Source organism: Holospora elegans E1 (genome assembly GCF_000648275.1).
In the GTDB taxonomy this organism is placed as follows: Bacteria; Pseudomonadota; Alphaproteobacteria; order Holosporales; family Holosporaceae; genus Holospora; species Holospora undulata_A.
Genome location: NZ_BAUP01000049.1, coordinates 1 through 20052 on the forward strand (window position 1 = coordinate 1; position 20052 = coordinate 20052).

At 37.3% G+C, this 20052-nt stretch carries 21 protein-coding genes; 15 read left to right on the forward strand and 6 right to left on the reverse strand.

Going from position 1 to position 20052, the window contains the following annotated elements:
- Positions 1-687 precede the first annotated feature (687 nt).
- Positions 688-891: a hypothetical protein gene (locus HE1_RS07955; RefSeq protein ID WP_162480145.1), complete on the forward strand. Its 204-nt coding sequence runs from the start codon at positions 688-690 to the stop codon at positions 889-891.
- Between the two features lie 105 nt (positions 892-996).
- The gene (locus tag HE1_RS08650; protein WP_162531165.1) at positions 997-1149 is read left to right on the forward strand and encodes a hypothetical protein; all 153 of its coding nucleotides are present in this window, start codon (positions 997-999) and stop codon (positions 1147-1149) included.
- A gap of 402 nt (positions 1150-1551) precedes the next feature.
- Here the strand turns inward: HE1_RS08650 and HE1_RS01410 are convergent, their stop codons facing one another.
- Positions 1552-1740 (reverse strand): hypothetical protein, encoded by a 189-nt coding sequence (locus HE1_RS01410; protein WP_035543918.1) that lies wholly within the window; start codon positions 1738-1740, stop codon positions 1552-1554.
- 55 nt (positions 1741-1795) lie between these two features.
- Here HE1_RS01410 and HE1_RS01415 point away from each other — a divergent pair, with 55 nt between their 5' ends.
- Positions 1796-2062 (forward strand): IS630 transposase-related protein, encoded by a 267-nt coding sequence (locus HE1_RS01415; RefSeq protein ID WP_242837169.1) that lies wholly within the window; start codon positions 1796-1798, stop codon positions 2060-2062.
- Between the two features lie 86 nt (positions 2063-2148).
- Entirely contained in the window at positions 2149-2277 is a 129-nt protein-coding gene (locus tag HE1_RS09895) for a hypothetical protein (RefSeq protein ID WP_278243069.1), read from the forward strand.
- Between the two features lie 448 nt (positions 2278-2725).
- Here the strand turns inward: HE1_RS09895 and HE1_RS09900 are convergent, their stop codons facing one another.
- Entirely contained in the window at positions 2726-2854 is a 129-nt protein-coding gene (locus HE1_RS09900; protein WP_023491106.1) for a hypothetical protein, read from the reverse strand.
- Between the two features lie 134 nt (positions 2855-2988).
- Here HE1_RS09900 and HE1_RS01420 point away from each other — a divergent pair, with 134 nt between their 5' ends.
- The 6 genes from HE1_RS01420 (at position 2989) to HE1_RS01445 (ending at position 10467) form a co-directional block, all read left to right on the forward strand.
- A complete protein-coding gene (locus HE1_RS01420) occupies positions 2989-4374 on the forward strand; it encodes an NTP transferase domain-containing protein (RefSeq protein ID WP_006297260.1) in 1386 nt (461 codons plus the stop codon).
- Positions 4375-4414: 40 nt separating this feature from the next.
- The gene (locus HE1_RS01425) at positions 4415-6433 is read left to right on the forward strand and encodes an ATP-dependent DNA helicase RecG (protein ID WP_052567188.1); all 2019 of its coding nucleotides are present in this window, start codon (positions 4415-4417) and stop codon (positions 6431-6433) included.
- A 147-nt stretch (positions 6434-6580) separates the two neighbouring features.
- On the forward strand, positions 6581-7597 hold the full coding sequence (locus tag HE1_RS01430; RefSeq protein ID WP_006297258.1) for a rod shape-determining protein: 1017 nt from the start codon (positions 6581-6583) through the stop codon (positions 7595-7597).
- Complete coding sequence (locus HE1_RS06350) at positions 7518-8798, forward strand: CCA tRNA nucleotidyltransferase (protein ID WP_084490883.1); 1281 nt, start codon at positions 7518-7520, stop codon at positions 8796-8798. The genes HE1_RS01430 and HE1_RS06350 overlap by 80 nt, the downstream gene beginning before the upstream one ends.
- A 106-nt stretch (positions 8799-8904) precedes the next feature.
- On the forward strand, positions 8905-9795 hold the full coding sequence (locus HE1_RS01440) for a glycine--tRNA ligase subunit alpha (RefSeq protein WP_035543925.1): 891 nt from the start codon (positions 8905-8907) through the stop codon (positions 9793-9795).
- A gap of 144 nt (positions 9796-9939) precedes the next feature.
- Positions 9940-10467 carry a hypothetical protein gene (locus HE1_RS01445; RefSeq protein ID WP_162480147.1) on the forward strand — a complete coding sequence of 176 codons (528 nt, stop codon included), beginning with the start codon at positions 9940-9942 and terminating at the stop codon, positions 10465-10467.
- A 43-nt stretch (positions 10468-10510) separates the two neighbouring features.
- Here the strand turns inward: HE1_RS01445 and HE1_RS01450 are convergent, their stop codons facing one another.
- Positions 10511-11749 (reverse strand): AarF/UbiB family protein, encoded by a 1239-nt coding sequence (locus HE1_RS01450; protein ID WP_035543931.1) that lies wholly within the window; start codon positions 11747-11749, stop codon positions 10511-10513.
- A 114-nt stretch (positions 11750-11863) separates the two neighbouring features.
- Positions 11864-13441 carry a lysine--tRNA ligase gene (locus HE1_RS01455; protein ID WP_006297244.1) on the reverse strand — a complete coding sequence of 526 codons (1578 nt, stop codon included), beginning with the start codon at positions 13439-13441 and terminating at the stop codon, positions 11864-11866.
- Between the two features lie 190 nt (positions 13442-13631).
- On the opposite strand from HE1_RS01455, the gene tsaD reads away from it, so the two are divergent.
- The 5 genes from tsaD to HE1_RS01480 all read left to right on the forward strand — a co-directional run bounded on the left by tsaD (position 13632) and on the right by HE1_RS01480 (position 18839).
- Positions 13632-14666, forward strand: a complete 1035-nt coding sequence (gene tsaD / locus HE1_RS01460) for a tRNA (adenosine(37)-N6)-threonylcarbamoyltransferase complex transferase subunit TsaD (protein ID WP_006297242.1) — start codon at positions 13632-13634, stop codon at positions 14664-14666.
- A gap of 66 nt (positions 14667-14732) precedes the next feature.
- Positions 14733-15527, forward strand: a complete 795-nt coding sequence (locus tag HE1_RS01465) for a CDP-alcohol phosphatidyltransferase family protein (RefSeq protein ID WP_206537210.1) — start codon at positions 14733-14735, stop codon at positions 15525-15527.
- Entirely contained in the window at positions 15463-16317 is an 855-nt protein-coding gene (locus HE1_RS01470) for an MlaA family lipoprotein (protein ID WP_084490886.1), read from the forward strand. The genes HE1_RS01465 and HE1_RS01470 overlap by 65 nt, the downstream gene beginning before the upstream one ends.
- 211 nt (positions 16318-16528) lie before the next feature.
- Entirely contained in the window at positions 16529-17485 is a 957-nt protein-coding gene (locus HE1_RS01475) for a hypothetical protein (RefSeq protein ID WP_035543937.1), read from the forward strand.
- A gap of 172 nt (positions 17486-17657) precedes the next feature.
- Complete coding sequence (locus HE1_RS01480) at positions 17658-18839, forward strand: MFS transporter (RefSeq protein WP_162480151.1); 1182 nt, start codon at positions 17658-17660, stop codon at positions 18837-18839.
- A gap of 59 nt (positions 18840-18898) precedes the next feature.
- Here HE1_RS01480 and HE1_RS01485 read toward each other — a convergent pair whose 3' ends face one another.
- Together HE1_RS01485 and HE1_RS10215 are read right to left on the reverse strand one after the other, a co-directional pair.
- A complete protein-coding gene (locus tag HE1_RS01485) occupies positions 18899-19240 on the reverse strand; it encodes an HU family DNA-binding protein (protein WP_006297213.1) in 342 nt (113 codons plus the stop codon).
- A 152-nt stretch (positions 19241-19392) separates the two neighbouring features.
- Positions 19393-19662, reverse strand: coding sequence for a transposase (locus HE1_RS10215; RefSeq protein ID WP_373279894.1), 270 nt, complete (start codon positions 19660-19662; stop codon positions 19393-19395).
- Positions 19663-20052: the final 390 nt, after the last annotated feature.

A 20052-nucleotide genomic window follows, 5' to 3' on the forward strand; every position in this document is an offset into this window, starting at 1 on the left:
GATGTAGAATTAAGGGGGTATAGAAAAAATTGATGCATGAACTTGTTAAGACAAGCCGAATTAAGTATGAAAAAAGCGAAAATCCCAACTATAGCATCATTCACAAAGGGTTAACCCCACAGGTGCCTCAGAAAAAAGGACGTACGGCATAGGTTGATACGCAAGGAAATTTGCTCCATATCACGGTTCATAAGGCCAATGACACAGGTGCTGGGTGCAGAGTTTTTAAGGAAGCGGTGCAAAAATTATCCTACATTAAAGGGAGTTTGTGAGAACTCTATTGAATAAAACTATAGCACTCTCAGAGCGTATATCTCAAGAATGGGCCATACTTCCAAAGCGTTAGATCGTCGAAAGAACATTTGCATGGCTGAAATTGCCATAGCGACTGCTGGAAACATGAGTATGATAGCCCATTCCATGATCCTATTAAGAAGGGTAGCTAAATCATTAATACAGGTTATAAACTTTCCGAAAGATTTAAGATTTCAACACTAACACTCAGTAGATGAAATAAATAAAGCCTAATCTAAGAACAAATAAAATACCAATTAAAATAGATAACGAAGCTTTGAAGAAAGATATCAAAGAATATCCTGATTCTTCATACTCCCCCTCGCTTTTTTGAAGGGTCTTTAAAAGATCCGAAAGAGAGGCTATTTTATTAAAAATAAACAACAATGTTTAATGCAAATGAACCTCTCATCCCGCGCAGAGACTTTTAAAACCTTCGTACTTATCGATCAGCGAAAGGTTCAGCATCCTGCGCTGATCCACAAGATGAACTCTCCACCTTCAATAAAATCCAAGCTTGAACGCGTCAGGCGTTTTTTTAAAGGACAAGTAATTGATTCTGGACTCTTCTCAAAAGCCTTAACATCAAGCATTTGAGAGCAAGTTCCTAAAATGCATTAAGCACGCATCAGTTTATTAAATCAATTTTAGGAAATCTTTGGGTTAGATAAAATTCTCTCCTTTTCAGCTGATCGCGAATTTGTGGGCAAAGATTGGATCACTTATTTGTGTGACTACAAGATCCCTTTTTTTATCCGTATAAAAAATAATCCATTGGCCAACTTCGGCACCTCTAAAAAGCCTTTGAAGGATTTTTTTACTCACCTAAATACGGACGAAAGCCGCCATCTGTAACATGCTGCAGCGATCTTTTAAACTACCTGAAAAAAAGTGAGGGGGAGTATGATGATTCTTATAGCTACAAATAGCAAAAAGGCTTGGAGTGGGCTCATCTGGGATAAAACATGCTAAGAAAATAGGAGCTACATATAAAAAAACTCTAAACCTCCCAAAAGCGGATCCAGAAAAAAAATCTAAATTTTGCCAAACAATTATGATATGCCCAGAACCCACGGTTATTTTGATAATGGGGCTCTTGCATGATAGATTTTTAGGCGGAAAATTTTTATAACGGCCCCTTTTTTATGATTTTTTATAAATTTAGATAAAGAAAGTCTTTAGACTTATAAAAATGTCCAGATTTAAAGCTCAATAAGTTGTTTTATTTTAATAACGTTGTGAGCCTAAAGCCCAATGTTACGCTCTTTGGTCAGTAAGGACTAATACCCTTGTCAGGTTAAAACATATGGCGTTCATAAATTCTGTAAATTGGTTCTTTGCAATACCAATATAACGTAATCTCTTGTTATCTTGGGAAAAAACACGTTCCAATGGTGACCTAATTTTCGTATAAATTTTATCCAAATCAAAATTTTTTTCCTTCATAGTATTCTTCTTAACTGCGCAAAGATGCACACGCTTGCGAGCCGCTGCTATTTGTTTGATCCCAGAAATTATGGAGTATATTATGAAGACAATAATTCTCTGGGATCAAACAAGCAATGATTTAAGACAAAGAGTAATAGAATATTTAGGTGAGGGAAATGGGTACATTGAAGCATCGCAAATATTTAAAATAAGTGTATCGGCGATAGGTAGGTGGTATAGAAAATACAGACAAGAAGTCAGTTATTTTCTTAAGAGGCGTGGTGGCTCAGAAAAAAAGATTGACTTAGGAAAGCTTAAAGAGTACGTCAAAGAAAACTAAGATATGACGTTATCCAAGCCTTGATATATTGATGAAAGCGGCATTGATATGGCTATGTGCAAAGATAGAAGGCTGGGGCAGAAAAAGTGAAAAGTTGCTTGGAAAAAAGAGTGGGAAATAGTATTGCCGGTTTGGTTGATAACACGCCGATAGCATCAATGGGATTTAACGGATCTTGCGAGACAGTATTATTCCAAGCTTGGGTAGATTTCTGATCAAGGAACTAAATCCTGGTCAAGGTGTTATATGGATAATACCTCTTTTCATAAATCCAAGAGAAGTATAGAATGAATAGAATCTGTAAAATGCAGTATAATTTTTCTACATCCTTACACTCCTGATTTGAATCCAATAGAGAAATTCTGGGCTAATATTAAATTCCAACGCTCTATTCGACGCTATTTCGTGGCTCTTTAAAACATCTAATTCAACCTAAATTAATACATCGCAAAATTTAAAAATAAAAAGTGCAGTTTGAAAAATTTTGATTTAGAGTTTTTGATTTGTGTACTTTTTGTCTTTGTGTTGATATTTAGAACTTCAAAAGCGGTGGAGCGCTTAAGTCTTCTTTACGTGCTTTTTCCCCATGATGCACGATAACGCATCATGGAAAGACACAAGCCTGGCTATTCCAAAGACTTCCTGAGGAAAAGTATTTTATGATTACTTGATAAATCGTCTCAAAGAAATTTCTTCTTGTACTAAATGAACAGAGGGCATTTTCCACCAAAGCCAAAATACTATCAATACTAACGCTCCTGCTAAAATTGAAATAATTTTAATTTTTTTCATTCATCCATTATCTAGAAGCCGTAGACTTGAGTTTATCTAGAATTTCTCGTATAAGTCAATGTCAGATTTAGGTATGGAAAATAAGCATTGACTTTTTCAGAAAAATTTCATACTTTGTAAGCAATAAAAACAAAATGCATTACAGCGCTATGGCATTAAGTGTGTTTATTTGTGCAGGGGGAAAATCTTCTCGTTTTGGAGGAAGCGTTCCAAAATTGTTTCAGGATTTAGGGGGAAAACCAGTTGTAAATTACGTTTTAGATTTAGCAAAAGAGTTGACATCTTTGGAAAATATTTACGTTGTGACGTCTCCAGATTTTTTGAACTGGCACTGGCCTTGTAAAGCAAATCTTGTTCAGCAAGATCCTGCTCTGGGAACTGGTCATGCTTTCCAGCTTGCGTTTGAAAGCTTTTTTTGCAAACATCAAGGGAATTTATCCCAGCAAGATATCTTAATTTTAATGGGAGATTGTCCGCTGGTACAGAAAGAAGATTTGGAGATGTTTTTGAAGGATCAAAGTTGCATAACGCTTTTGGCTATGTATCCAGAAGTTTTTCGGCGCTATGGGGAAATTTTAGTTAATCATTCTGGTCAAGCAGTTTCTATTCAAGAACACAGACATACTAAAAGCATAACCTGGGAAAAAATGCCTTTGTGTTACACAGGGATTATGAAGATTTCTGCTGAAAAAGCAAAATCTTGGATAAAGGCAATGCCATTTCACGAAGAGGTTCAGGAATATCACGTTACGGATTTTGTAAAAATAGCTTATCAGCAAGGTGCAGAAGGAGGGCTTGTTGTTACGCAGAGTCCTGAGAGCTTTACAGGGATTAATACAAAAGAAGATTGGCAAAGTGCTTATCAGATACTACAAAACCGTTGGAGAGTGCGCGCTCAACACCAAGGTGCTTTATTGCACTCTCCTTCAACGGTGATGTTATCTTGGGATACTCGTTTTTCTGAAAATGTTCATGTGCATCCATTTAACGTTTTTGGACCGGGGGTTTTTGTGGAAGAAGGCGCAACAATTTTTTCTTTTTGTCGATTAGCGCACACACGTGTGGGGGCTAATGTTCAGGTGGGGCCCTTTTCCCATGTAAAAGAGGAAAGCAGTTTAGGAAAGCACAGCTGTGTGGGAAGCTTTGTAGAAATCACCCGCTCTTCTTTGGGTGATTACAGTCAAGCAAAACATCTAACGTATTTAGGAGATGCTACCGTTCAAGAAGATGTTAATATAGGTGCTGGTGTTGTAAGTTGCAATTATGATGGCTTTTGTAAGCAAAAAATTGTGATTGAAAAAGAAACGTTTATCGGTGCTGGAGCCATGCTGGTGGCGCCTCTTAGTGTGGGTACAAAATCTACTATAGGGGCTGGAAGTGTAATTACTCAAGATGTTCCTGAAAAAACGCTTTCCGTTTCAAGAAGTCGTCAAGTTAATATTTTATTGTCAGAAAATAGCCGTCATTTAAAGCGTATTTCTAAATCTAAAAAATTAAAAAAATCTAAAAAAATAGAATGATGCGTAGAAAAATTTTTGTGAAAAAATTAGAAATCTTTTTATGGATGTAAAGTCAGAAGTGCTGAATTTTTTTTTTCAAAAATTAAGCGCTCTTAAAGGGGTTGGCTCTGTTTGGAGTAAGCGTTTAGAATCGTTAGGACTAAAGACATTTTGGGATGTGTTGTCTTACGTTCCTAGAAGTTATGAGACGTATACTTCAGACGTTACTGCAGTAACTCTTCCTGGGTTGGTGCATCTTTCTGTTCAAGTAAAGAGTGTAGAGGACAGAGTTCCCTTTAAGGTGGTGTGCAGTGTTGCTTCTTTTCCTCAAAGTTCTAATGTTTGTCAAGAGAAGAAATTTTCTTTAGTGCTTATTTTTTTTAAGAAACCTGTTTATCCCATCATTTTAAACAAGCTTTATACTGTTGAAGGGATGTTAGAAAATTCTTCCAATGGATATGTGATTAAACACCCAAGAATTTCGAAGCATTTGGCTAGAAATTTTTTTGAATATCGCGCTGTGTACCCTTTAAAATACGGGGTTTCTTCTGCTTTTTTGCGTAGTATTGTTCAACGTGTTTTTTTACTTTATCCAAAAATAAATGATTGGATACCGCAAGAATTCGGATTTCCTTCTCAAAAAGATGCATTAAGAGAAATACATTTGCCCTTAAAGGATCCTCAAGATATCAAGCAGTCCCTTGCATTTAAACGTTTGGCTTTAGATGAGCTTATTGCGCAGCAATTGGCCTTACAAGAATTAAAAGAGTATTATTCCCAACAAAAAGCACCAGTGTGTTTTGGAGACTCAAAAATTATTGATAAAGTTTTGAAAAAATTCAACCATTCGTTAACCAAAAGTCAATGGGATTCTTGGGAGAAAATTCAGCAAGAATTGATGGGGCAGTGTCCCATGATGCGTCTTTTGCACGCAGATGTGGGAAGTGGAAAAAGTATCATTGCCTTCTTGATGTTGATTCAGATTGCAACTTCTGGTCAGCAATCCGGGATGCTAGTTCCAACAGAAGTCCTGGCACATCAGCATGAAAAAGCTTTAAAAGAGTTGCTGCAAGAGACAGGTATAAGTGTTTCTTTGTGGACTGGGGCTTCTAAAAAACGCTCAAGAGGAGATATTGTTGTGGGGACTCACGCGTTATTTCAAGAACGCACTTCGTTTGAAACGCTGGCAGGGGTAGTAGTAGATGAGCAACACAAATTTGGAGTTTTGCAGAGACTGCGTTTGGTAAGAAAAGGACAACACATGCCGCATACATTGTTTATGAGTGCCACTCCTATTCCACGAACTTTAGAGATGACTATGTGGGGGCAAATTTCTGTAAGTCGTTTAGAAAAGCGTCCAGAACAGCGGACTGTTTCTACTTATATGATGAGCTGGAATAAAATTTCTGAATTGTATCGTTGGATTCAGCGATGCTTGGATCAAAAAGAAGCGGTGTACTGGGTATGCCCTTGGATTGAAGGGGATAATGAAGAAGATTTTGGAAAAGTAACTTTTAGGTATCAAGATTTGTTAGTGCATTTTCCAGGTCGGGTAGGGATGCTGCACGGAAAGCTTCCTTGGCCTGAAAAAGAAGCAGTGCTAAGAGAATTTTCCGAAAAAACTCTTGGAATCTTAGTGTCTACCACCTCTATAGAAGTTGGAGTGCATGTGGACCATGCTAGCACTATGATTATTGAAGAAAGTCAGAGATTTGGTCTTGCACAATTACATCAGCTTCGAGGTCGTGTGGGAAGAGGGGCAGTAGAAGGGCATTGTTTTTTGGTATGGGGAAAAGCCACATCTGTTTTGGGGTTTGAGCGATTAAAGTTGTTAAAGCGATGTCATGATGGATTTGTTTTGGCTCAGGAAGATTTGAAATTAAGAGGTGCAGGGAGTGTTTGTGGTTTGGAACAAAGTGGAAGTGGAAAATATCGTTTTGCAGATTTTTCCGTGCATCACCCTTTGTTGGAAAGTTCTATAAAATTGGCAAAGGATCTTAAAGCTTGCAATAATCCTAATATTTCATTACTACTGGAACTATTTGGATATCATCACGCAGATTTGTGGAATGCAGGATAATATTTATTTTTGTTAACAGTTTTCTTCTTCAGGTGAATCGTTTGAGGAAATTAAAAACATTTTTATTAAAGAATAAAACAATTTTTGCGTTTGCAAAAAAAGTTTTTTTTTCTATAATATAAAGAAAGATAGTTAAAGTGGGGCGTTGTGTCAAGATTTTGGAGATTTTCCAGAGGCATTGGAATTGACTTAGGAACAGCCAATACAATCTTGTATGTTCAAGGGAAGGGGGTAGTCTTAAATCAGCCATCAGTTGTGGCTGTTCAAAATTCCACAGGAAAGGTCGTGGCCGTAGGGTCAGAGGCCAGATCTATGTTGGGAAGAGTTCCTTTGAATATTACGGTGTACCGCCCTTTACGAGATGGTGTTATTGCGGATTTTGAGCGTGCTGAAGCTATGATTCAGTATTTTGTTAAGAAAGTTAAGCAAGAAGTGAAGTCTCTGTTTTTTAGTAGTCCCAACATAGTGGTGTGTGTCCCTCATGGGGCAACTCCAGTGGAACGAAGAGCAATTCACGATGCGGCGTTAACTTCTGGTGCGCGGAGTGTTTTTTTAATCGAAGAATCTATGGCGGCTGCTATGGGGGCAAATCTTCCTGTTATGGAGCCTACAGGGTCTATGGTTGTGGATATTGGTGGGGGAACTACTGAAGTTGCAGTGATCTCTTTGGGGGGGATTGTTTGTTCGGTTTCTGTGCGTTGCGGGGGAGATCGAATGGATGAAACTATCGTGAATTATTTTCGAAAAGCACACAATCTTTTGGTAGGAGAAAATAGTGCAGAGCGCTTAAAATGTTCTTTATTTGATGAAGGTGTTGCTCCGCAAGAATTAAAAATTACAGGAAGAGAGATGACCAGCGGAAGACCAAAAGAAATCATTGCTTCGAGGGAAGAGGTATTGGAAAGTTTAGCAGAGCCTATGGCTCTTATTGTTGAAACTGTACAAAAGTCTTTGGAACAGACGCCTCCTGAACTTGCTGGTGATATCTCAGAAAGAGGGATTGTCTTGACTGGAGGCGGAGCTTTGCTTGCCCAGTTAAGATCTCAAATAGAAGAACATACTGGAGTTAAAACAATGATTGCTGATGCTCCACTTTTGTGTGTTGCAATGGGTACCGGAAAGTGTTTGGATCGTCTTCAAGAGTTTACACAAATGGTTTCTTGATGAATTGGTTTCTTCAATGTTTGAATGGCTGAAGGGGGATGGTCCTCAGAAGCTTTTTTCTTGTTTTAGGGGAAAAGCGGAAGTTCGTTTTGTTGGGGGGTGTGTCAGAAATAGTTTGTTGGGACTTCCTTTAAAGGATGATTTTGATCTTGCCATAACTTGCACTCCAGATCTGACTATGAAATTTCTTCAAGAGGCTGGGATATGTGCTGTTCCCACTGGTATAAAGCATGGAACGGTTTCTGCTATTGTTGAAGGGGTTCCCTATGAAATTACGACCTTAAGAAAAGAGCGCGCCCATGATGGGCGTTATGCAGAAGTACAATTTACTGACGATTGGGCTGGGGATGCTTTTCGTAGAGACTTTACTATAAATGCATTATACCTGGATGAGCAGGGAAGGGTGTTTGATGTGGTTCAAGGGAAAGAAGATCTTGCCCAGGGAATTGTGCGGTTTATTGGGGACCCTGATGCAAGAATTCAAGAAGATTATTTGCGGATCTTACGCTTTTTTCGTATTCATGCATATTACGGAAAGGGAGAGCTAAATTCGCAGGCGTTTTCTAGTTGTCTTCGGTGGATGCATATGCTTGGTATTCTTTCCAAAGAACGTATTACGAAAGAGTTCTTTAAGCTTTTAGAGGCTTCAAATCCTTGGTATGTCGTCATGCAGATGATTGACTGTGGTATGTTGTCTAAGATTCTGCAAACTTCAGTTGCTTTTTTGCCAACGCAAGAGCTAGAAGACAAAGCGCAATACCATCCTGGAGCAGTGGTGCGTTGGGCAAGTCTAACACCGCATCCTTGTCCAGGACTTTGTCTTTCTAAAAAACAGCAAAAATCCTTTTCAGCCCTTCACGTGCCTTTGGAATCCAGCCATATTCGTTTCAGTCTTTATGAGCAGGAAAAGTCTATCGTTTTGGGAAGGTGGTGGCTGGCCTGCGCTGAAACTTTTAAATTTTCTAAAGAAAAAGCTCTTCAAGATTGGTACCACCATTTAGAAGAAATTTCATCTTTTACTCCGGCTTTTTTTCCTTTAAACGGTAACATTCTTTTAACAAACGGTGTTCCTTGTCAACGTGTTGGAATTGTTTTGAATACAGTTAAGCGGTGGTGGATCGAGAATAAAGAAAACCTTTGTGTTGGTGAATGTTTAAACTATGCATTGCGTGTTGATAACGCAATGTCAATAGGAAATTAGTAAAAAATTAATTACAGTCTATTAAGGTTTTCTTGTTTTAAAATTTGAGATACACTTTTTTACTGACATTGACTTTTTATGATTAAGTCGGGATAATACACGCTACATGGGGGGTAAAGCATTTAAAGTTGTGAATACTTTTCAAAATTTATATTTGACGTTGCAGAAGTTTTGGCACAAAAAAGGATGTTGTCTGTTGCATCCTTGTGATGTTCCAGTAGGGGCCGCCACATTTCATCCAGAGGTTTTATTTCCTGCTTTAGGAAAAAAGCCTTGGCGTGCTGCCTTTATGCAAGCTTGCCGTCGTCCTGGAGATGGTCGTTTTGGTGATAATCCCAATCGTTTACAAAAATTTCATCAGTTTCAAGTTTTATTAAAACCAATTCCGGAAGAAGTTAAGTCTTGGATGCTAGAAAGTTTTGTGGAGTTAGGGATTCCAGTTCATCAGTGTGATATACGCTTTGTGGAAGATAATTGGGAAAGTCCTACCTTGGGAGCTCAAGGGTTAGGGTGGGAGGTTTGGATTAATGGAATGGAGGTACTGCAATTTACTTATTTTCAAAAAATTGGTGGATACGAGTGCCGTCCTGCCAGCGTAGAACTTGCTTACGGTATGGAGCGTATCGCCTTGGTTCAGCAGAATAAAAAAAACGTGTTTGATCTAGCTTGGAATCAAGACCCGGGTTTGGTAACGTACAGAGATCTTTTTTTACATCAAGAAAAAGAGTTTTCTCGTTATTATTTTGAGCATACTTGTCCTTTAAAATTAACTCAAAATTTTCATTACACTTTAGAGCAAGCAGGTAAAATTTTGGCTGAAGGAATGATGCTTCCTGCTTATGAATTATGTATGCAGGGAAGTCATTTGTTTAACATGTTAGAAGCTTCTGGAACGTTAAGTGTTGTACAAAAAGGAGATTATATTTTGAAAATTAGAGAATTGGTTCATGCGTGTTGCACGTTTTGGATAGAGAAGGAAGCTTGCGACAATTGTTAATAAATAAAATAAAAAGTGCGTGGGATAATTTTGGTACTATCTTGACACATTAAAAAAAAGTAAAATTTTTTTAATTTTTATGGTGTATTTTTAAAAAAAATATTTCAGTATGTAAAGTGTGAACGAAAACATTTCTCGATGCGGATGCTTTATAAATCAAGAAAAATTTTATTAGGAATTTTTTTAGTTAGTACGGCGGATGTTGGTCTTACGTTGAAGGACAGGGATTCTGTTCTTCCTTTAGAAGAAGCAGAAAAATATATTCCTGAGATTAATCTCCAGGTGCTTGATGATCTTACGGCTTTACCTGGTTTGTCAAAAGAATCTGGGCAAATTATGTCTTGCAAGGATATGATTTTGAAAATGCCTCTTGTTCCTAATGACCCAGATGTAAACCTTGTTTATATTAACACTTACACATGGTGTATGATGCAAGTAATTTTAAAGGCATTTCTTGAGGCACATAAAAAGAATGCGGATGTTTCTGGAGGAAAACAAGAAGTTTTGGATGCATTGTCCACGTTATCTTCTTTTTTACCTGCGCTTTTACTATCGTACCATTATTCTATTCCTTCTTTTTCTTCTGGATTGCGAGAAAAATTAACTCAAGAACAGACAGAAATCCAAAGAAATTTTCCGGAAATGCCTACTGTCCCAGAACCTTCTCAATAAAAAGTGAATTTTTAAGAGGTGTGTTAGTTTTGAATTTTTTAATTCAAGTAAAATTTGAAAAAGGATCTCCTTCTATTACTTTTTGAAAAGTGGTTTTCCAACATAGCTTTCCTTTTAGTCGAATTAACGCGCTTCCTAAAGCAACGCAGGCGCGATCTAATAGCAAAAATTCATGGGGAATGCGCAACGGTTTATGCTTTCTTAATATTTGGTGAAGCTCCTTTAATAGATCTATTCCTTCTTGTGCCATAGATTCTGGCAATACTCTTTCTCCTTCTATCAAAAATGGTCCGTATAAAAACTTAGCCCACCGATCAATACAAAATTTTTGTACAGATGATAGGGGATCAAATTCAAAATAAGTATAGTAGATGTTTTGAGTGTCGTGTTGATTTAATAGTGCGGTATATAATGCTTTTGCTCCCTTTACCCATTGGGGTGAAAAAGAGCGCACGCAACCAAAATCAACCATGTAAATATCCAAATTTTGATTCCACATGTAGTTTCCCATATGGGGGTCACTATGCAAAATGCCTTTAGAAAAAAAAGGGTGATACCAAGCATAAAGTAAACGATAAGAAAGAACATTACGAACCTTTTGAGGCAAACTTCTTAACGCTTCGTCCGAAAAATTATTTCCTTTTAGCCATGACATCATAAGAATAGTTTTGCTTGAACGTTCTGGATAATAAGACGGAACATGAATCCATGGCACTTCTTGGAAATGTTCTTGAAACCAGAGCATCCAGCGTCCTTCTTGGAGGTAATCTAATTCTTGTTCCATTACATCTTGAAGGTGTTGAAGTATTTCTGTGGTATCTATTCCAGGCCCCCACCATTGGTAAAGGCTCTGCCACACTTCTAGCAGTCTAAAATCTTGTTTCAATATTTCAGTCATGTTGGGATACTGAATTTTACATGCTCGAAGCTCTTTTTCGCTCCAAAATACTTTATGAACTTGTCCTAGAGATCCTGCACAAGCAGATTCAAAGCAAAGTTTTGGATACAGATCAAAGGCTTGTGTTTCTAGATACTCTTTCCATTGACTACTGGAAAGGGGGGAGCATGTTGAAGATAAAAGCTGTAATCGTGATGCAATAGGGGAAGGCCACACTCCAGGCAATCCAGAAAGGACCTGCAAAACTTTGACAATGGGACCTTTCAATTGAAGTAGAGTGTCCCATAATTTTTCTATCTCTTTTGTATTGTTTAAAGACTTAAACGCATTCCATACAGCGCAGGCATAGGCAAATTCCCGAGACCTTGCGTATTTAATAAGCATTGCAATTTTATTCCTTTTGTTTTCTTGTACTCGATTTCAAGCGTTTTCTAAAAAAAACATAAAACGGGTTTTAAGGCTTTGATGGGGGGCTTTTAATCCTAGCGTTAAAACTTTTTACAACACATTTATTTTGCAGCGCGCTTGGATATCTTCAGCGATTTTCAAGGGGCCGCATAACTGAATAAAAGTTCCCATGCGGGGGCCTTGATTTTGTCCTAACAAAACTTTATACAACAGTGAAAACCAATTTTTTCCTTGAGTAAACCCGTGATTTTTTCCGATTTCATATACTTCATGTTGCCAAAAATCTGCATCTTTTTCGATGAGTTCTGGATCTTGTAGACGAGAGGCAAGTGCTAAAAGCGCTTTTTTTTCTTCTTCTAAAGGAACAGCATATGTTTTATTGGGTAAAACACGATCTTGATAGTATGCAATTCCATGACAGATCCATGCTTTCATTTCTTCAGTTAAAACCGCATCAGGAGTATAACGCTGAATGAAATGCCACAAGTGTTCTGGAGTTTCTGCGTGACAAATATTCACTAAATTTAGAAGCATAGAAAAAGTGATAGGAGACTGCCGTGTTGGGGGATTTCCTTGATGAATATGCCAAACAGGATTTTCTAACTGCTCTTTTGGACTTTGTAAAGGATAAGAATCTAAGAGCTCTAAGTATTCATCTGCAGCTCTTGGAATGACATCAAAGAAAATTCGCTTTGCGCGTTTAGGGTTTGGATACATAAAGTACGATAAACTTTCTAAGGGAGCATAACGAAGCCACTCTTCCATGGTTAACCCATTCCCGATAGATTTAGAGATTTTTCGCCCTTCTTTGTCTAAAAAGTGTTCGTAAACTAAGATTTCTGGAGGAATTCCCCCTAAGACGCGACACACTTTTTTTCCAATTTCTGCAGACTCAATAAGATCTTTACCACACATTTCGTAATCTACGCCTAATGCATACCAACGCGTTCCCCAATCTACTTTCCACTGAAGTTTACAGTGACCTCCTGTGACGGTAACTTCTTGAAGCGATCCATCTTCGTCGTAAAAACTTATCGTTCCGCGATCTACGTTATAAGCGTTAATAGAGACTTGCAAAACTTTCCCGCTTATAGGGGATATTGGCAGAAATGGGCTGTATGTTTTTCGACGTTCTTCTCTTAAGGTAGGAAGTAAAATTTCTAAAATTTCTTGATGATGTTTCAGTACTTTTAGCAATGCATCGTCAAGCCGACCGCTTTGGTATGCTTGGGTTGCGCTTAAAAATTTATAATCGAACCCAAAATGATCTAAAAATTTTTGAAGTTTTGCGTTATTATGTGCTGCAAAACTGGAATACTTTTGAAACGGATCAATGACCTTGGTCAGGGGAAACCCAATGTAATCTTTCATTTTGTCTTGATTGGGAATGTTTCCTGGAACTTTACGCAAACCATCCATATCATCAGAAACGCAAATTAATTCTGACGTGTAAGAAGGGCATAACTTAGAAAACGCAAACCGAACCATCGTCGTTCGTAAAACTTCACCAAACGTTCCCATATGGGGTAATCCGGAAGGGCCATACCCTGTGGAAAATATTTTATGAGACTTAGGGTGTGATTTTTCTCGTTGAATAAGCCTTCGTGCTTCTTCAAAAGGCCAGGCCAAAGATGTCGACATTAGCTCTTGCCACAACGCAGTTTTCATCAAAATAATATGCTATAAAAAGGATTGTACATCCTAAGTGTATCCTTTGCTATAAAAATCTGCAAGATCCTTAAGATTAAGCTTTTCAATCTTAATGGTTCAAATTGCTTGGCTTCTTTTGAGGATGCTCTTTTATTTATGTGAAAATTATTTACAATAGAAAGTAAGAGAATTTACATGAAAAGAAATTATGTCCAATACAAAGCGTAAAATTTTTCTTGGCATAGAAACCAGTTGTGACGATACTGCTGTGGCTTTAATAGATGCTGAAGAAAAATCTGTGTTGAAACATTGTATTCATCAGCAAATAGAACACCAATCTTTTGGTGGGGTTGTTCCTGATCTTGCTTTTAAAGGGCATGCAAAGCACTTACCCAATTTGTTAAATACACTTTTGAAATCTGCTTGCGTTGATAAAGAAGAAATTGAAGGCATTGGTGTTACAGCAGGTCCTGGGCTAGCAGGAGGGTTACTGGTGGGGGTAATGTTTGCAAAAGGAGTGTCCATCGCATTAAAAAAGCCTCTTTGGGCTATTAATCATCTTCAAGCACATGCCTTGGTGGCTCGTTTGTGTTGCGATTTGGAATTTCCATACCTGGCTCTTTTATTTTCCGGAGGACATTGCGAATTTGTTGTTGTATACAGTGCCACAGAATTTTATTTATTAGGGTATGGATTAGATGATGCAGCAGGAGAGTGCCTAGATAAAGTTGGGCGTCGTCTGGGATTTTCTTTTCCAGCAGGGGCTGCCATTGAGGTTGCGGCAAAAATGGGAGACCCTTTGTCCGTCCCGTTGCCCATTCCTATGCGGGACAAGTCTTTAAATTTTTCTTTTTCCGGGCTAAAGAGCGCTGCTTTGCGTTGGATAAATGCAGAAGGAGAAAAAAAGCTTTCTTTTGAGAAAAAAGCAAATTTGTGTGCAAGTTTGCAATATGCTATCGGTCAGGGAATTCAAAAAAAGATTGAAAATTTTTTTGACAATCTTCCATCAAAGTCTAATCCTCGTGTTGCGGTATTTTGTGGAGGGGTTGCGGCAAATCAATATCTAAGAAATGTGCTGGAGGAATGCTTTTTGCAATACGATGTACGTCTTTTTACTCCTCCTCCTAAATTTTGTACGGATAATGGCATGATGATTGCGTGGAATGCTTATGAAAAATATCGGGCAGGAATTTTGCCATCTATGAATTTTTCTATAAGAGCGCGCTGGCCTATTGGCATATGATTAAGTTTAGCGTTCTTATTTTATTTTTTCTTGAATCATTTAGTTTAAGTTTTGGAGTGCGCGATGTTGCCTAAACGAAAAAAGAAATTTTTTTTTAAAAGAAGAAAAAAAATATTAGCTCCTTTTCAAGATCATTTAAAGCCTGTTTCCTTACGTAAATTACTTCCTAATTCAGTGACCTTGCTGGCGTTGTGTATGGGGCTTACTGCTATTCCATTTGGTGTGGATAAATCCTGGAAGCATGCCGTAGCTAGTGTGTTAATTGCAGGAGTTTTAGACGGCCTGGATGGTCCCATCGCTCGTTTTTTAAAATGTAGCAGTGATTTTGGCGCGGAATTAGATTCTTTGGCGGATTTTATTAATTTTGGAGCGGCACCAGCGTTATTGTGTTATTTTTTCGTTCTGCATGAATGGGGAAGGTTTGGATGGGCTATCTGTCTTTTTTTTGCCATGTGCTCTGGGTTGCGTCTTGCAAGGTTTAATATTCAACGCATTACAGGAAGTAATCGTACTATGCCGTCTTACTTTTCAGTAGGAGTCCCAGTTACTATCGGGTCTTTGTTGGCCTTGACCCCTATCATTTACAGTTTTATTTTTAAACAAAAATCTGTAGTATTTCAAGCATTGTGCTTGATAATTACGGGAATTTTTATGGTTAGCCGTTTTCCAACTTTTGTTGCAAAAGGACTGAAGATTCCTGTTCATTACTCAGGAGTGATAGTATTAGCAAGTTTAATAACGCTTATTTTTGGATGGGTCATGCCCTGGGAAACGTTGCTGGTGGCAAGTCTTGCTTATGTGGGGTCGTGGCCTTTTAGTTGGAAAGCCGCTCAAAGAAGTCAATCTTTTGAACATTCTTAATAAAGGTAAAAAAAATGATAAACATAGGACGATATATTTTAGGTTTTTTTTAATTGGTCTTTCAGGGTGCTCTGGTACTGAAATTCAAGAATCTATGGATGAAAAAAGTCATGATTCTGAGAAAAGAAAAAATGAAAAAAAGAAAGGCGTTAGAGAAAAAGACATAATATGGGATCCATTTGAACCCTGGAATCGGGGAGTTTTTGTATTCAATCAGGCTATCGAACACGTTATTTGGGAGCCACTTTTGTCCGTATATCGAACAGTAGTGCCTTCTTTTGGTCAAAAAGCAGTACATAATTTGTTGGAACATATAAAGGTTCCCAACAGTGTTATAAGCTGGGGGCTTCAAGGGGAAGGGCAAAACGCATTAAATCAATTTGGACGATTTATGTGTAATACAATATTTGGACTGGGGGGAATTTTAGATATTGCCAGCGATGTAGGTATTGCTGAAGAGCCTCAAGATTTTAGCAGACTGTTAAAAGCATACAATGTGCCCACTGGGTGGTTTATGATGGTTCCATTTTTAGGTCCTACAGTTTCTAGAGATTTTTGTGGAAAGTTGCTTAATACTGCGCTTTATACTGGGGTTTATCCGTTGGCATTTGGCTGGGGAGTTCTTGGGGCGGAAAATATTAATCAGCGCCTTATTTTTAAAGATAGTATTGATCATGTGATGGAATTTTCCGCAGATCCTTATGCAGTAATTCGTCGCGCTTATTATGAAGGTAGGGGAGAGTTCCCAGAGAGCTTTGAACAAGGTGAAGATGACGATGAAGATGAATAAGATGTTAGCGAGTGATTGATAGATAAAAATTTAAAAAATATTAATCGTTATAAACAGAAAAACTGAAAATATACAAAAACTGAAACTATGCAGACGAAAAAAACAAGAATACTTTTGGTGGGGGGGGGATAGATAAGTTTAAGAGGGGACTATACAGAATTTTTATGATTTTTATCTATTATATTAATATAGTTTGATAAAATAATCTGGTATGAATTTTTCAATTTGGTTTATATGTTTGATGATGCCGGCAATGGGGTGCGGGCAGTCATACCTGCAGTATTCAGCAGATTTTATGGAGTCTTTATTGAGTTCTGGGAAAGCCATGATTGGAAAAATACTACAACCCGCAGTAACACGTCATGGAGAAGATTTGTTAGAAAAACATTCTCTGGCGTCTTTGAAAAAAGATAAACTTTCTATTTCGAAAATTGTGCAAAAAATAGAAAAAGAAGATTCTAAGGAATCGAGTAAAAAAATTTTAATGAAAAAAAATGATTTAGGATCTAAAGAAAAAGCAACCGAGCCTTATAAGAGAAAAAAAGAAGAAAAAAAGTATATGGGGCCGTTACGAAATATTCCGAAAAAAAATTGGAGGAAGAAGCCAGGAAGTATTGGATTACATGATCCAGTATCTCAAGAGTTATTTTCTGAAACTCAAGATCCTCTCTGGAGATCTTGGGAGTCATTTGATAATAGAAGTGAACTTGAAAGAACTGTCGCTCCTGTTGAAATTTTGTTGGGGTTAGGGAGGTGTTTAAATGAGGCTGCCTCATTAACATTATCGCCTTCGGGAAGAAATGTGGATATAGATAAAGTTTTTTTTGATTCCGACTTTTTTTCGAAAGAATCTCCTTTTTTATTTAAAAAAGCTGCACGTCGTTTTGAGACCAAGGGAGATTATAGAATGGTGGGGGCGGATATAAACAATCCTTTTAATCCTATGGTATGGAATATTCAAAGTATTGTTCCTGTATCAGTTCAGAAAAAAAAGCGGGCTCTTGGGTTGTGTTTGCACTTAAATAATAATACCGCATTTACCGTGATGACGCCGCGCTATACGCAAGAAGGAAGAGTTAGACGAAATCATGCAATAGTTCAAGATTTAGAAAAACAATGTTCCCGATATCCTTATACATTTTTATCTTCAATGTTTGTACCTGGGTAATTAGGAAGTCTAGATGCGTAATGTGTGTTTTTCGTAAAATGATGGTAAATATAATGACATTGTGCTTTACGTTTTCTTTTAAAAATGGTATAAAATAAAAGATTTTTTAAATAATACTCTTTAATTGTTTCAGTCTAAAAAGAAATTTTTATATTTTGGACGGTTTCTGCTTTTGGGGTTTATAAGTGGAGTGCCTTATTTTTGGGTTGCTATGACGCTTCCTTTATGTATTGCCAACCAAACGGGACACGCGCAATATTTTAAAAAATTAAGTATACTTTTTTTACCTTACGTGTTTAAGCCTTGTTTTGCTGCAGTACTTCACATAGTGGCTTCATTTTTTGGTAGTCGAAATTTTTTAAAATACACTGTTCTTATTGCCCAGGCATGTATAGTATGGTGTTTGTATCAAAGTGCTCAGTGTACAACGCCTTTGCAGTTTGAAAAGCTTTGGGCATTTGGGTTTATTATTGCATGCTTTGGAGCAATTCAGGATATTGTTACAGAAGGGTATCGAATAGATGTATCAAAAAATCAATCTTTTTCTGCTGAAAATCTTTTCGGAAATCAGACGGGTTTTCGGATAGCAGGGCTTTTCGTTTCTAGTGGAGCCTTGGGAATTGCTCATTATGGATCTTGGAAGTTATCTGGTTACGTGATTATTTTTGGAATAAGTATTGCAATGATGATGATTGCTTTGGATTCGTTGCCCTATAAAAAATCTCTTGTAAATAAATTTGATTTTTTTTTATATTGCGCAACGCTTAAAAAAGAACTGAAAGATTTTTTCTTTTGGAATAGAGTTCCGTTTTGGCTTTTGATCCATCTTTTTGCTTATAAAGTTATCGATGCTTTTATTCGATGGATGTTACCATTGTTTTTATATACGCAAGGGTACTCTAACATAGAGCTTATGTATGCTGATAAAGGGGTGGGGTGGGTAAGTTTTCTTTTTGGAGGGTTTTTTGCTCATAAGATTCTTAAATATATTTCATTGAAGAAAACGTTGTTTGGGTGGTCGTTACTTCAGACTGCGGCATATTCCACTTGTGTGCTGCAGTGGTATGTGGGAAAGCACATGGGGCTTATTTTTCTTAATGCTCTTATCCATCAAATGCTTTCTGGAGCGGGAAACATTTTGATATGGGTTCGAATTTCTGATTATTGCCGTTCGTCTCATACTATGATGCGGTATAGCATAATGAGCTCTTGTTTTACGTTAGATCGATTGTGTGTAGTGTGGTGCGCCAGCTGGATTTATGGACAAACAGAACCAATAGTATTTTTTTTGGTGGGGATAATTTTTTCTTTTCTTTCTGCTGGGACTTTTTTGTATCCAAGACCAGAAAAATAAACTCTTTTAAACGAATATGCTAAAAAACTAAAAAATAATTTAAGTGTTGTGGTTTGCGTTTAACGTTTAAACTGGCTCCAATCTTTATAAATTTCAGAAAAAAACTTCTTCTTTTCTTTTGGTTTTGTGATAAGTTCTCTTTTTAAAAGACAGCTAGGTCTGAAAATAACAATCTTTTTACTGGAAACAGGAATGCGTTCTTGAGTTTTTGGATTCATACCTGTATAAGCAGCTCGGCGTTTGCACCTAAAGTTTCCAAAACCACGCAATTCTACGGTTCCTTCTTCTGCCAAGCAATTTTTTAACTCTTCGAAAAATAAATCAACGGCTTGGCGAATGATGCGATGGGAAATGTGAGGAATTTCTTTGTGAAGCTCTGAAACAATATCTTTTTTTGTCATTGTATATTTTTATTTTTTTTCAATATTAAAACAAAAAGATAAAAAAAAAGTAAATTAAATATTTTTTAAATAGACTTCTTCGTAACCTATCAGCTAACTCCATAGTATAAATAGCAGAAATAAGATACCCAATAAAAATCAAAATGTTGAATTTAGGCGTTGAAAATTATCATTGCACGGTCCATCATAGTGTCGCAGATCTGTAGCCATGTCTTGGAGAAAAAGTTAGTGATTTCCTGTTGAAATTCATTTGCCCAGCTAAAACAGTGGTTATTTCTCACTTTTTTGTTCATCACCTTCAATAATCGCTCGATAAGGGTTAAATTAAGGCTATATGGTGGCAAATAATGAAGGATAATATTTTCGTTTTGTCGCTTCTGCCTTGGTAGTATTGCTGGTATGATAAGCCCCCTGATCAACACTAAGGTGTATTTTGGGGGGGCAACGGATATGCTTCCTTCAATATACAGCTAAATCAGTATAAAAAGATTACGAAAAATGGAATTGAAATAAGAGATCAATTAAACAATTTAATGTTCTTCTTATATGCTTGACTTGGGCCCCATTTTTTCTCAATTGGATTTAGATCAGGGGAATAAAAAGGCAAACAAAGTAAACCATGGCATCTTCTAGCATCTTTTGCATATCTTTCCCTTTATGGAAAGCGGCATTATCCATAACACTACCGCTTTCTTTTGGAAGGTTTGCTAGCACCCAAGATGTAGCCCCCTTTGTAAGCCAGATATGAAACCAATTGCATCAAACCAATTGCAATTGTATTTGTATTTGCCAATTAAAGCGCCTATGGCATT

What these genes read in the sequence shown, in the direction of transcription:
- HE1_RS07955 (WP_162480145.1), top strand. Translation starts at nt 688, where the DNA reads ATGCAAATGAACCTCTCATCCCGCGCAGAGACTTTTAAAACCTTCGTA.
- HE1_RS01410 (WP_035543918.1), bottom strand. Translation starts at nt 1,740, where the DNA reads ATGAAGGAAAAAAATTTTGATTTGGATAAAATTTATACGAAAATTAGG.
- HE1_RS09900 (WP_023491106.1), bottom strand. Translation starts at nt 2,854, where the DNA reads ATGAAAAAAATTAAAATTATTTCAATTTTAGCAGGAGCGTTAGTATTG.
- HE1_RS01420 (WP_006297260.1), top strand. Translation starts at nt 2,989, where the DNA reads ATGCATTACAGCGCTATGGCATTAAGTGTGTTTATTTGTGCAGGGGGA.
- HE1_RS01425 (WP_052567188.1), top strand. Translation starts at nt 4,415, where the DNA reads ATGGATGTAAAGTCAGAAGTGCTGAATTTTTTTTTTCAAAAATTAAGC.
- HE1_RS06350 (WP_084490883.1), top strand. Translation starts at nt 7,518, where the DNA reads ATGCTCCACTTTTGTGTGTTGCAATGGGTACCGGAAAGTGTTTGGATC.
- HE1_RS01440 (WP_035543925.1), top strand. Translation starts at nt 8,905, where the DNA reads ATGGGGGGTAAAGCATTTAAAGTTGTGAATACTTTTCAAAATTTATAT.
- HE1_RS01445 (WP_162480147.1), top strand. Translation starts at nt 9,940, where the DNA reads ATGCTTTATAAATCAAGAAAAATTTTATTAGGAATTTTTTTAGTTAGT.
- HE1_RS01450 (WP_035543931.1), bottom strand. Translation starts at nt 11,749, where the DNA reads ATGCTTATTAAATACGCAAGGTCTCGGGAATTTGCCTATGCCTGCGCT.
- HE1_RS01455 (WP_006297244.1), bottom strand. Translation starts at nt 13,441, where the DNA reads ATGAAAACTGCGTTGTGGCAAGAGCTAATGTCGACATCTTTGGCCTGG.
- tsaD (WP_006297242.1), top strand. Translation starts at nt 13,632, where the DNA reads ATGTCCAATACAAAGCGTAAAATTTTTCTTGGCATAGAAACCAGTTGT.
- HE1_RS01470 (WP_084490886.1), top strand. Translation starts at nt 15,463, where the DNA reads ATGTGGGGTCGTGGCCTTTTAGTTGGAAAGCCGCTCAAAGAAGTCAAT.
- HE1_RS01475 (WP_035543937.1), top strand. Translation starts at nt 16,529, where the DNA reads ATGAATTTTTCAATTTGGTTTATATGTTTGATGATGCCGGCAATGGGG.
- HE1_RS01485 (WP_006297213.1), bottom strand. Translation starts at nt 19,240, where the DNA reads ATGACAAAAAAAGATATTGTTTCAGAGCTTCACAAAGAAATTCCTCAC.